The sequence below is a fragment of the Pedobacter sp. GR22-6 genome, from assembly GCF_037402555.1.
Lineage (GTDB): Bacteria > Bacteroidota > Bacteroidia > Sphingobacteriales > Sphingobacteriaceae > Pedobacter.
On record NZ_JBBEUC010000004.1, the window covers coordinates 1 to 12,415 of the forward strand.

At 42.1% G+C, this 12,415-nt stretch carries 13 protein-coding genes and 1 pseudogene; 6 read left to right on the plus strand and 8 right to left on the minus strand.

The genetic code is table 11. From position 1 onward, the window contains the following. The first annotated feature begins 183 nt into the window (after positions 1–183). The gene (locus WAE59_RS18330) at positions 184–1,023 is read left to right on the plus strand and encodes an Rpn family recombination-promoting nuclease/putative transposase (protein ID WP_337857431.1); all 840 of its coding nucleotides are present in this window, start codon (positions 184–186) and stop codon (positions 1,021–1,023) included. Positions 1,024–1,278: 255 nt separating this feature from the next. Here the strand turns inward: WAE59_RS18330 and WAE59_RS18335 are convergent, their stop codons facing one another. Beyond that, a complete protein-coding gene (locus tag WAE59_RS18335; protein ID WP_337857432.1) occupies positions 1,279–1,653 on the minus strand; it encodes a MerR family DNA-binding protein in 375 nt (124 codons plus the stop codon). A 111-nt stretch (positions 1,654–1,764) separates the two neighbouring features. Here WAE59_RS18335 and WAE59_RS18340 point away from each other — a divergent pair, with 111 nt between their 5' ends. Next, positions 1,765–2,646, plus strand: a complete 882-nt coding sequence (locus WAE59_RS18340) for an alpha/beta fold hydrolase (protein WP_337857433.1) — start codon at positions 1,765–1,767, stop codon at positions 2,644–2,646. 243 nt (positions 2,647–2,889) lie between these two features. Beyond that, positions 2,890–4,080 carry an ATP-binding protein gene (locus WAE59_RS18345; protein ID WP_337857434.1) on the plus strand — a complete coding sequence of 397 codons (1,191 nt, stop codon included), beginning with the start codon at positions 2,890–2,892 and terminating at the stop codon, positions 4,078–4,080. Between the two features lie 303 nt (positions 4,081–4,383). On the opposite strand, the gene WAE59_RS18350 is transcribed toward WAE59_RS18345, so the two are convergent. From WAE59_RS18350 to WAE59_RS18365, 5 genes and pseudogenes are all read right to left on the minus strand, one after another. Next, positions 4,384–4,566: a hypothetical protein gene (locus WAE59_RS18350; RefSeq protein ID WP_337857435.1), complete on the minus strand. Its 183-nt coding sequence runs from the start codon at positions 4,564–4,566 to the stop codon at positions 4,384–4,386. Between the two features lie 41 nt (positions 4,567–4,607). Then, positions 4,608–5,093 (minus strand): annotated as a pseudogene (locus tag WAE59_RS25890) (DUF6934 family protein); the annotation flags it as partial. Positions 5,094–5,352: 259 nt separating this feature from the next. Further along, positions 5,353–5,505, minus strand: a complete 153-nt coding sequence (locus WAE59_RS18355; RefSeq protein ID WP_337857436.1) for a hypothetical protein — start codon at positions 5,503–5,505, stop codon at positions 5,353–5,355. 577 nt (positions 5,506–6,082) lie between these two features. Beyond that, positions 6,083–6,874: an SDR family NAD(P)-dependent oxidoreductase gene (locus tag WAE59_RS18360; protein WP_337857437.1), complete on the minus strand. Its 792-nt coding sequence runs from the start codon at positions 6,872–6,874 to the stop codon at positions 6,083–6,085. 47 nt (positions 6,875–6,921) lie between these two features. Beyond that, positions 6,922–7,503 (minus strand): TetR/AcrR family transcriptional regulator, encoded by a 582-nt coding sequence (locus tag WAE59_RS18365; protein ID WP_337857438.1) that lies wholly within the window; start codon positions 7,501–7,503, stop codon positions 6,922–6,924. 284 nt (positions 7,504–7,787) lie between these two features. Here WAE59_RS18365 and WAE59_RS18370 point away from each other — a divergent pair, with 284 nt between their 5' ends. Both WAE59_RS18370 and WAE59_RS18375 read left to right on the plus strand, forming a co-directional pair. Next, positions 7,788–8,084 (plus strand): GIY-YIG nuclease family protein, encoded by a 297-nt coding sequence (locus tag WAE59_RS18370; RefSeq protein WP_337857439.1) that lies wholly within the window; start codon positions 7,788–7,790, stop codon positions 8,082–8,084. Between the two features lie 265 nt (positions 8,085–8,349). Next, positions 8,350–9,441, plus strand: a complete 1,092-nt coding sequence (locus WAE59_RS18375) for an acyltransferase family protein (protein WP_337857440.1) — start codon at positions 8,350–8,352, stop codon at positions 9,439–9,441. A 2-nt stretch (positions 9,442–9,443) separates the two neighbouring features. Here WAE59_RS18375 and WAE59_RS18380 read toward each other — a convergent pair whose 3' ends face one another. Further along, positions 9,444–9,770, minus strand: coding sequence for a DUF6686 family protein (locus WAE59_RS18380; RefSeq protein ID WP_337857441.1), 327 nt, complete (start codon positions 9,768–9,770; stop codon positions 9,444–9,446). A 285-nt stretch (positions 9,771–10,055) separates the two neighbouring features. Here WAE59_RS18380 and WAE59_RS18385 point away from each other — a divergent pair, with 285 nt between their 5' ends. Further along, positions 10,056–10,523: a hypothetical protein gene (locus WAE59_RS18385; protein ID WP_337857442.1), complete on the plus strand. Its 468-nt coding sequence runs from the start codon at positions 10,056–10,058 to the stop codon at positions 10,521–10,523. Positions 10,524–10,605: 82 nt separating this feature from the next. On the opposite strand, the gene WAE59_RS18390 is transcribed toward WAE59_RS18385, so the two are convergent. Then, positions 10,606–12,393 carry a M61 family metallopeptidase gene (locus WAE59_RS18390; RefSeq protein ID WP_337857443.1) on the minus strand — a complete coding sequence of 596 codons (1,788 nt, stop codon included), beginning with the start codon at positions 12,391–12,393 and terminating at the stop codon, positions 10,606–10,608. Positions 12,394–12,415 lie beyond the last annotated feature (22 nt).

A 12,415-nucleotide genomic window follows, 5' to 3' on the forward strand; every position in this document is an offset into this window, starting at 1 on the left:
TTGAGGGTATTGGTAATTATAAATATACGTTAAATTGAAGTTTATAATACTAGCGACAATACACTCTTACTTGGTATTGACCTCCAAGTTAAACTTAGTCGTCGAATCAACGGCTAAGTATATCTCATATTTAGTCAGTTTCCCCAAATCTGGCTCTATTCGCTATAACCAATTCAATTCTTTATGGAAATCAAACGTTACATCGACCCGCTCAATGACATCGCATTCAAAAAAATCTTCGGCTCAGACCCTAATAAAGACCTCCTTATCGACTTTCTCAACCAGGTACTACGAGGCAGAAAAAATATTGTCGACCTGATATACAACAAAAACGAACATCACGGCATGGCCAAAGATGAGGGGTCTGTAAGTTTCGACCTGCTCTGCACCGGAGACAAGGGCGAGCGCTTTCTTATCGAAGTGCAACGGGAACGGCATGCTAATTTTAAAGAGAGAAGTATCTACTACAGTTCCAGGCTTGTAACAGAACAGGCACCCAGAGGCAAAATGAAACAATGGAATTACGATCTCAAAGAAGTATATCTCATCGCCATACTGGAGGACTTCGATATCGACATATCAGATAAGGAATACCTTTTCGATGTCTGCTTTTACAGACCGGATACCGGGAAAATTTTCTATGACAAGCTAAGGCACACTTACATCCAATTGCGTAACTTTGTAAAGACAGGAAAAGATCTGGATTCGGATCTCGACAAATGGCTGCATGTCCTGAAATACATCACCCAAATGGATAAGATGCCAGCCTATTTGAGAAAACCGATATTCAAAAAAATGTTTGACATCGCTGAATACAGCAACCTAACAAAGGAGGAGCGCATGAAATATGATGCAAGTGTAAAACAAAAATGGGACAATTACTCGGCTTTGGAAACCGCAAAGCAGGACGGAAAAATTGAGGGAAAATTGGAAATTGCCCGCAAAATGAAACTTAAAGGTTTTCCTGTAGAAGAAATTATAGAGCTTAGTGGCCTAACTGCAGAAGAAATAGAAAAGCTTTAATCACAATATCTCAGCTTTCTGAGCGTATAATATGTTGAGAGCGTTAATTTAGATGGCGGTCAATGGTCGGAAGGACTGTTGACCGCTTTTTGTTTAACAAACTGTTCCTTATTATCATACTCTTTCACCTCCTCCCATGATAGCGGCTGGCTAATCGCCAAAGGGAGCTGACTGAAACCCATCAATGCCATATCATCAATCTCATTGAAGCCCTGTTAAACATAGCGATAACACGTGTCAAAATGCCTTTATTGTTTAACCCGGATTACCCCTTCGATTTGCAATATTGACTTTGCAAAGCTCAATTTGTTTCTTCATCGCCTTAAGCTCCGCCATCTTTTCATCGATCTGTTTCAAACGGCGATCCAGCACATTGATTTGTGCCTGTTGCGTGATTTCTTTTTTATACCAGAGATCAACCACATCCTTGATTTCTACCAGGGTGAAACCAACGGCTTTCGCCATTTGAATAAACCGGAGTTTCTCCATGACCTCCTCATCATAGTACACATAATTATTGGAGGTTACTTCTGTTTTTCGTTTGCCGCTGAAAAGTCCGCTTTTCTCGTAAAACCGCAAGGTGCCTATCGGTATTCCGGTTTCTTTGGACAATTGGTTGATGAGTTTCATAAGATCAAAAATAATTTAAAGTATGTAGTATACTGCATACTTGCAGGTTACAAAAGTAGTCTCTACTTTCGCCTTATACAAAGGAAAATCTTCAAAAAATAGCATTCAACTATGGAAAATCTGCATACCACACCTGAACTTTTAAAACGGCTGCCGGACTTTAAGAGCCATTTTGCCGAACTGAACGGAGTCCGTATCCACTATGTGGAAGGTGGCCATGGCCAGCCTTTAATCCTGATACCTGGTTATCCGCAAACCTGGTGGGCATACGAGAAAATAATGCCTGCGCTTGCTGCCCGGTTCCGGGTGATCGTTGTGGAGCTTAGGGGAATGGGAGATTCAGCTAAACCTGAAGCTGGTTATGACAAAAAGACGATGGCGAAAGATATTTATGAACTGACCCGGAAACTGGGACTGGATCAGGTGTCTATCGCGGGTCACGATATTGGTGCTCATGTCGCCTATAGCTTTGCCGCCAACTTTCCGGAGGCCACAGCAAAATTGATCATCCTGGATACACCCCATCCGGATGCCGGGATGTACCAGCTGCCCATGCTGCCCATCCCGGGTGCGGACTATGTTTATCCCTGGTGGCTCGCCCTGAACCAGGTGAAAGATTTGCCGGAACAATTGCTGGAAGGAAAAATGCACCTGGTGATCAACTGGATGTTTGAAAAATTGCTGGAGCAAACTGATGCCGTAAGCGAATTTGACAAGTCCGTTTTCAGTCTTGCGTACAGTAGTGTCGATGCCATCAGGGCGGCGGGTGGCTGGTACCGGGCTTTTGGCCAAGATATTGAGGATATGAAAACCTATCAAAAGCTATCCATGCCTGTTTTGGCTATCGGTGGAAGCGGGTATGAAATGCTGAAAAATGCCATCCCCCTGAGCGCAACAAATGCCCAGCTGGTTAAAATTGAACACTGTGGCCATTTTTTGTTGTCAGAAAAACCGGAGGAAACCGCAAAGCACATCATTGATTTTTTAGCATAGCAATCACTTAGTACATAATTGCGGAAAAAAGAGTCTCATTGGCCGAAATACCCACCTAATACAACAAGCCAAAAAAAGTACGCTACTTCTTGAAAGCAATTTTTAAATGGTGTAGAGAAGAGATTTTAATACCGTACCGTTAATCCTAATGACCAAAATTGCTCTTTACAAAAAGCAAAATCTCTAAATATTGCTTTTTACAAACAGCAATTTTTCGTATTTTTGCTTTATACAGAAAGCAAAATGGAAGATCTTTTTCAGAAGTCGTATCTCAAAATATCCAGAACACCCGTAAAATTCCAGCGTTACCTCGGCGAGCTCATAGATTGGAGTAGTCGACTCATCGGCATAAAAGGTGCCAGGGGCGCGGGAAAAACCACACTCATGCTGCAATATGCCAAACAAAACCTTCCTTTAAATCACGAAACCTTATATACCAGCCTCGACAGCTTATACTTCACCGCCAACACCTTGGTTGGGCTGGCAGAAAGATTTGCAGTTCAAGGGGGTAAATATCTACTGCTAGATGAAGTACATCGCTACCCAAACTGGTCTCAGGAGATCAAAAATATCTACGACGACCTTCCTGAACTCCAGATCATATTTACAGGCTCTTCTATCGTACACATCAATCAGGCTAAGGGAGATTTAAGCAGACGGGCGGTAATGTATGAACTCAATGGGCTTTCCTTCAGGGAGTACCTGAATTTTTCACAGGGGAGCAATTTCCAAAAAATTGGCTTTGAGGAATTACTCCACAACCATAGTCAGTTGGCCTTAGCATGGATTTCGGAAATGAAACCTATCCCTCATTTCTACAAGTACATGGAATTTGGGCACTATCCTTATTTTATAGAAAACGAGCAACTGTATCCTCAAAAGCTCGCCGAAACCATCGCATTGGCCATCACTGTAGATCTGCCTTCCTTTCACGAAATTAGTTACAGCAGTGTAGAGAAAATTCGCCTTTTGCTACACATCATTGCAGAATCTGTACCTTTTAAACCAAATATTTCCAAGTTGAGCGAAAGGATAGGGATCAGCAGGAACAGTCTTGTCCTGTTTTTAAGGTATCTGGAAGACATGAAGATCATCAGGGGCCTGTATCCTGATACCAAAGGAATTGGGATTTTACAAAAACCAGAGAAAATATACCTTCACCATCCGAATCTCCAATACGCTCTATCTAGCGAAAACAGCAATATAGGCAATGCCAGGGAAAGCTTTTTCATCAATCAATTGAGCACCCTATCGCCAGTCGCTTATGCAGCGGAGGGAGACTTTCTATTTAAAGGCTACACATTTGAAGTGGGAGGCAAAAATAAGTCCAGCAAACAGGTAAAACATCTCGAAAAATATTTCGTTGCTGCAGATGAGATTGAAGTGGGACATGCACATAAAATCCCATTGTGGATGTTTGGTATGCTGTACTAAAGCTCTAATCACAATATCTAAGCTTTCTGAGCGTATAATATATTGAGAGCGTTAATTTAGATGGCGGTCAATGGTCGGAAGGACTGTTGACCGCTTTTTTATGAGCCGGTATAATTCCGAAAGCTGTACTCAGTGACGCTTCGCTTAACACTGAGCCGAATTATGGCCGAATTATGGGACGCTTGATATGCATTAATTTCCATCGATCTCTTCACGACCACTTCAATCCTGACAATTAAGCTGACAACAAATAGAAAAGCCTCCTTGCGGTCACAAGAAGGCTCTAAAATATTATTATTTGGCTTACTTACTCAATTTTTCAAAAATCAAGCGCTTATTTTCTTGACCCCCTAATGCTGTATTGATCAGTTCTAGTTTATCTTTGCCAAAATTCTCATCAAATTTCCTGTTGAATTTCTTCGTCTCATTCGAAACATCGGTACGTTTACCGGATTTCTCTAAGAGGTTTTTAATCGTCTCTTTCATGATTTCAGATTTTAGTTATTACAAATATACTCACTTAGTATTCATTTATTCAAAGTGAAGGTCATAAAATTATACTTATTACAATTGTGTGGATCAAATTGTTCGTAATAGATATCACTCGGAATAATTTCTTGAGTAAGTTCTTTGAACCCTCTTTCGTCAAGTTGAACTTTGAAATTAGGAATAATTGCACCTTTAACAGTTATATATTCCTTGAGAGAATCCAAACATCCACACATACGCATACGATATAGCCGATGTTTTAACGGCGTGTTTCCGAAAAACACTACTGTGGCATCATCTATATTTGTAAGAAAGTCCATTGCGCATAAGAATGCAGTGCTAAGTATTTTATTTCCATCTGTTATATTGGCATTACGATTTTTGTCATCAACAAATTCCTCCCCATTATCATTTATTGTAATGTCACCAAAACCTAGATTATAATACTTAGGATAATCTAAGGAGATCTGTCCAATGTTTACCCTCTTCAGTACTTCCCTATCACCTTTACTGATAAAATCATATTTAAAACTCTTTGGCCTTTATCTACAAGTTTGTATTCGTAGGAGGTATTGATCAGTTCTTGCATTCAAAAATAAATTGGTATTTATCCGCATTTTATGATGCCAAAAATATATATTAAAATTCTATTCATCACCATGCGTCTGCCCAGTATTAAAGTACCTTCGGTGATGAAGCATTTGCTGCATACCATCATAATCATTCACTACCCACCCGTTACCCGTTCTATGAATCCTCCAGTGCACCGGCTATGTATGGGCTTTAAAACAGCCCCAACTGATCCGGTTCTGTCGGTGGCAAAGTTTTCTTAGGCTCTTCATCCGTATTGAGCGGGAGGGTTAGGTCTATCCCCTTGTTAGGGTTCTTCTTGGTCGAGACCTTATTCACTTTCTTGCCCACCCTATACCGGTGCATCTTTTCCTTCGGAAAAGGTACGCAAAGTGCAAGCAGTTTATCAACCGAACGCTTTTTATCCAGCCATAATATTCATCAGATTTGTGCAGGATTGGAGGATATTTCAAAATTGACCACAGATTACCTAGGTTGACCACCAAAAAAGCCTGATGTTGACCACTTGATTACGGATCAAAATGACCAATTGGCTTTGGAAGGTCAATTTGATCAATGGCTTCAATCCAAGCTGGAAAGATCTGTTAAAAGAAATAACGGAATAACTAGTGCAAGATTCTGAGATAAACTCAGAATGACGGCGCAAAATACAGCGAAAGCTATGAAGGCCGACAACTTTCCAATAGAGACAATCATTAAATACACCAAGCTAACCACCCAGGAAATAGAAAAGCTCTAAAAAAGCTCCTCTGTCACAATATCTCAGCTTTCTGAGCGTATAATATATTGAGAGCGTTAATTTAGATGGCGGTCAATGGTCGGAAGGACTGTTGACCGCTTTTTTTTGAGCCGGTTGTATCTTTCAACACAACCGTTAGACAGATGTGATGAAGAGATTTGATAACAACCAGCTGATGGTACCTTAAAGGTTTTTTAACACCCCTCCGTCCGCTCTTAAGCAAGAGCCATTTGTAGCTATAGAAAGTTCACTTGAAAGATAGGCCGCTAAATTTGCAATCTCTGTTGGATCTATAAAACGGCCTAACAAGGAATGCGGATTCGTTTGTTGCATAATTCCTTGCTTCAGTTGCTCCACAGTCAAATTCTGTTGCTCAGCAATATGTTCAATAGTTCTCGCTACACCCGCCGAATAGGTTGGTCCGCCCAAAATGGTATTCACCGTTACTTCAGTACCTTTGGTTAATTTGGACAAACCATTACTTACCGCCATCATTGCCGCCTTTGTCATTCCGTAATGGATCATGTTATCTGGGATATTAACCCCTGACTCACTACTAATGAAGATAATTCTGCCCGAATTCCTGGCCAGCATTTGCGGAAGTAGCCTCCTTGAAAGCCTTACGCCGCTCATCACATTCACTTCAAACATACTGTACCAGTCTTCATCTTTCGTAGCTTCAAGATCTTTAAGCTCGTAGATACCGACATTGTTGACCAGGATATCTACATCATGCAACTGTTCCAGTAATACATCAACCTCTTCTTTAACTGAAAAATCAGCGGGTATGCCGGTTACGGCAGCATTTGGAAATTGTTTTTTCAAAGCCCTAACAGCCCTGTTGGTTTTTCCCTCTTCCCGGCCATTTATAATAACTTCAGCCCCTTCGTCCAATAATTGCTGTGCGATCGCAAATCCGATCCCTTGTGTAGAACCGCTTATAAATGCGCGTCTTCCTTTCAATTTTAAATCCATTTTTATTTGTATTTTGTACTGATCGATACATAAATGTTCAAAAAAATTTAACCGATTACAGCAAGCTGCATTTCTATCTGCTCGGCCAGTATTTTTTGTTCAGGATACATTCTTCTAAGCGTATTTAAGCCACACCAGAAAGTAAGCAGATATTTGCCCAAAACCTTTGCAGGCATTGGATTTAGGAGACCTCCGCTATCTTTTTCCTTTTCAATGGCAGCTACGAACATCTGCTCCACGTCTTTCAGTATGCGGATCGCCTCTGCTTCCAGTTCTTCATCGACATAAGTCATCTCTACAACTGTATTGGCAATAATACATCCCCTAAGATGGTCTGCCCGCTCCGATTTTGCGATACTTCTAAAAAAATCTTTGATCAGTTCTAATGGAGATTCACTCCTTTCCAGTTCTTTTTTGAAATCCTCAAATGCTGTTCTTCGCTGTAAAATGGCGGCTCTAAAAATCTCCTTTTTTCCGCCCTTAAAAGTGTTGTAAAAACTTCCGGAACCTATCCCTGTAGCCGCCAGCAGGTCGCTAAGAGAAGTTGCAGTATATCCTTTTTCCCAAAAGAGGCCCTGGGCCTTGTTCACAAGCTCACTATTTTCAAATAATGTAGGTCTGCCTTTCATTTGATTTATTTTGTATCGATCAATACAAAAATAGAAAAGTTTAGTCACTATTCAAAAAATCACTGAAAAGATCAAATAAATGGTTATTAGCCTATCAGCTGAAGGCAGTTCAAAAACTATATTTTTCTACCTGCATTTAGTCAGTTTCCCCAAATCTGGCTCTATTCGCCATAACCAATTCAATTCTTTATGGAAATCAAACGTTACATCGACCCGCTCAATGACATCGCATTCAACGTCATTGCGAGGTACGAAGCAATCTCCGTTTCAATATCTAGATGGTAATGGAAAAAGGAGGATGGGTCTACTTAATGACCAACAAGTACAATACAGTAATATATGTTGGTGTCACCTCAGATTTGAGGCAGCGGGTCTTTGACCATCAAAACAGCCGATATCCTGGAAGTTTCACTTCCCGTTATCGGATAAATAAGCTTGTATATTTTCATTTCTTTGACTCGATTCAAGAAGCAATAGACGAAGAAAAACGAATTAAGGGAGGAACCAGACAAAGCAAGCTGAATATGATTAATCAAATGAATCCGGAATGGAAAGACTTAAGTAACGGTGTCGAAATTTGAGATTGCTTCGTGCCTCGCAATGACGGACTTGACAGGAAACAACCGAAATATCCGGTATGATTATGCAAAATTATACTCAGTGACGGGCAAATTCCACTCATCACCACAGCATCTTCGCTGCATTCCCACTCCATCCGCGCTAAAAGTACTTTTTAGCGAAGATCCTGCGAAGATGGTATGCAAAAGGAAATACCCGGACCTTAAGTGTAATGCAGGTAAGATTTTAAAAAAATAACTTTAGATTTATCCGAGAGCAACGAATTCAATGGATACCAGCAAAACCACCACTACAGTTTTACAAACAAAGCAGCATTTTGAAATCCTGGATGGACTGAGGGGTATTGCCGCCCTGGCGGTGGTCGTTTTTCATTTTATGGAATGGGCATATACCGACTTCAGCACCAATTTTATTGCACATGGCTTTTTGGCTGTAGATTTCTTCTTCTGCCTTTCGGGCTTTGTAATCGGCTATGCCTACGACGACAGGATCGCCAAAATAGGCATTCTCGAATTTTTAAAATCGAGGATCATCAGGCTACATCCCCTGGTCATCGCAGGATCGGTATTGGGACTGCTGGCATTTCTGTTCGATCCGTTTGGCGGCCATCCTGAACTGTACAGTGCAGCCAGGATCTTTCTCACCTTCATCTGTTCGGTATTGCTGATCCCTTTCCCTGTCATAGAAGATCGTGGCTTTAACCTGTTCAGTTTCAACGCGCCTTCATGGTCCTTGTTCTGGGAATACATCGCCAATATCGCTTATGCATTTGTGCTGTACAGGATCCGCCGCAGCATCCTGATCCTGCTCACGTTCATCGCTGCGCTGGCCCTTTGTTTCGTGGCTTATCGCTCCGGCAATTTACTGGGCGGCTGGAGCGGACCTACTTTTTGGGATGGCTGCGCACGCATTTCGTATTCTTTTTTAGCAGGTTTGCTCGTGTACCGCTCCAACTGGATCATCAAAAACAAACTCGGTTTCCCGGGCATAAGCATTTTACTGTTCCTGGCCTTCCTGATGCCTTTCGGGAAATGGAACTGGATATCTGAACCCATTCTGGTACTGTTCTATTTTCCATTACTGATCGCTTTGGGTGCTGGAGCAACCCTAACCCCTGGCTTAAAAAAGAGCTGTACATTTTCAGGAAAAATATCTTACCCATTGTACATGACGCATTATGCAGTCCTCTGGATGTTTGGCAATTATTACACCAGCCATAAACCCGGCAGCATGCAACTCAGCTTCATCATCATTGCCGGGCTCGTCCTGCTGGTCGGGGCTGCGTATTTGGTCATGGTGCTTTACGACATTCCTGTAAGGAAATACTTCAATGACAAAAGGAAGGCCAGGCTCTCTTAAAGTTAGCGTTCCTTGCTCATCAGGGTATACACTTCATTCATGTAAATGGCTTCATCAATAGCTGCGCGGAAAGCTTCAAATTCATCTTCGTCAAAAGCAAAACTGATGTCATCATTCGGTGTATGCAGGATCAGCCGTTCATTGCCATCAGGAAAGGGCAGACTATTGCTTTCAAAGCAGATGGAATTGACCACATCCCTAAAGGAATCAAAAGCAATAGTGGTAAAATTGAGCACCAGATTGTTGTGCCATATGTAGTACATCCCACATCCCATGCAGCTGCTGATTACCGTCTGCGCTCTTGTTGTTAATACCCTGGTCTGACACATACAAAATTCTTTATGGTTGTGCCTGTATTAGCCATATCCAGGATGATATGGCTAAACAGGGCTTATGTTAATTTAACCTTAAACTATTCAAAGGCACCCCTGTTGAAAGGAGATGAAGCAAATATACACTAACTAGAATCATTCTAAATAAAATAAATGTTAATGACATAAATATGACAAGGAGCTTTAATTTTGGGGACGCTACCTGCGAAAATCCACAAGTCTATTGACTACGGCACAATACTTGCTTAGTACATTTCATCTTGAAAAATTAAATTTTTACTTATGAAACGATTATTTTTTACTCTACTTGGATGTGCCGGACTACTGATCTTTACGACGAATATGGCGCAGGCTCAAAATTACAAAACTGCCCTGGGTATGCGTATTGAGCCAGGTGATGGATCTACCGGAGTAGGTTTTAACGCGAAACACTTTTTCACCAGCAACAGCGCAATTGACGCCAACCTGTTGTTCTATAACGGAGACGTGATTGGACTGGGTGCTGAATACCAGTGGAATGACCGCATTGCGGGTGCAAAAGGTCTGGACTGGTACCTGGGTTTAGGTCCTAACTTCCTTTTTGGTGACAACATCACTGTGGTACAGTTGAGACCAGTTGCTGGTTTGGATTACAAAATTCCTGCTGCACCAATTGACCTGGCCTTCGACTGGAGACCTGCATTCAATTTAAATCACGGCTCTGATTTTACCGCAGCACGCTTCGGTATTTCTTTGAGATATGCCTTTTAAAAACCCTACATCATCCCTATCTGAAAAACAAAAAATCCCGGCTTCCGCCGGGATTTTTTTTATGGAATCCATTTTTAAAAAACTACTGTAACCAGCCTTTTCGTACTGCCTTTTGTAATTCTGTTGCTTTTTCATCCAGCGTAACACTGAGCTTGATGTTTGGATTGGCCACAAGTTCAAAGCTGATGTCTTTTAAGATCCCATCCCTTCTTACAGTGAAAGTAATGGCGTCGCCAACTTTTTTACTGCTGAACACAGCCATCTTATCGATCACTGCCTCTGCCGGGTTTCCATCTACACTGATCACTTCGTCGTTTACATTCAAACCGGCAGTCCATGCACCCGAAATACGGGATACGGAAGTAACCATGACCCTTCCTTCCAGTTTCTTGGTCGCTACGCCCAGATAAGGGATCTTTTTGCCTTCGTTTTCATTGACCACTTTGATGCCTGCATATTTGAAATATTTTGCATAGTCAATGGGAGCAGTACTGTTTACATAGGTATTCCAGAAACTGGTAAAGCTCATGCCGCTGATCTTTTCTACCATCGACTTGAATTCGGCATCTGTATATCCCCTGCCCAGTTTTTTATAATATTGATCGTACATGGCCTTCATCACATCGTCCAGGTTTTTAGCTCCCTTGGTCGCATTGGAGATTTCTATGTCCATCAACATACCCAGCACTTCACCTTTACTGTAATAAGAGATGGTGGAATTGTTGGAGTTTTCGTTCGGACGGTAAGATTTGATCCAGGCATCGTAACTGGCTTCTGCCACGGTCTGTATTTTTGCTCCCGGTGTGTTGATGACATTCGCTGTTGCCGTAGCCAGGTTCTGCGCAGTTTCCTGCTCATCAAAGAAACCGGCGCGGTACATCAGTTTATTTTCGTAATAAGAGGTAAAGCCTTCTGCCACCCACAGACTGGTGGTATAATTTTCATTGTCGTAATCAAATGGACCCAATGCTGCCGGGCGCAGGCGCTTCACATTCCACAGGTGGTAATATTCGTGTGCCACCAGGTTCAGAAAGCCTTTATAGGTTTTGGGATCTGAATAACCATCGCGCGTAGCACCAAGTACGGTAGAATTCAGGTGCTCGAGTCCGCCGCCACCGGTAGAGAAGTTGTGTACAATGAAGGTATAGTGTTTATTGGGATTTTCGCCATAAATGGCAGTTGCCTGCTCTACTACTTTGGCCATATCGGTTTGCAGCCGCGCTTTGTCGTAATTACCTCCGCCAAACATGGCTACTTCGTGCTTTACCCCTGCCGCTGTAAATTCGAAGATGTCCTGGTTGCCCACTTCTATCGGGCTGTCAAACAGGATGTCGAAATTGGCGGCTGTAAAAGTATGGGCTTTGCCTACTATTGGCTCCAGGCCTGTAGACACTTTCTGCCAGTTTTTGAAAGGCTTGATGACTACTGTACTAGGCAGGTTGAGCATGCCATCGGGATACAGGAAAATCCCTGTACTGGAAAGGAATGCATGGGATTCGTCTACAAATGAGGTACGTACCGACACTTCAAAAGCGTAAACGCGGTATTTGATCTTCACATTGCCGGCTTTGGCATTGTGGATCCGCCAGGCATTTTTCCTGACTTTTTCGAACCGAACGGCTTTGCCGTTGGCAGTGGCACTGAAACCTTCGATGTTTTTTGCAAATTCCCTTACAAGGTAGGATCCCGGTGCCCATACCGGCATTTTTACATCGACAAACTCCTTGCTGAGCCCCGAAAGGTTCATTTCTACTTCTACATAATGTGCCTGAGGCTCTGTGAAACTGATTTCAAAGCCTACTTTTACCTGGGATTTGCTGGTCATGCTTATTGATAATAATACGATTAACGCGCTTAGTGTTGTCTTCATAAATATGGTGTGCTAAACTGTT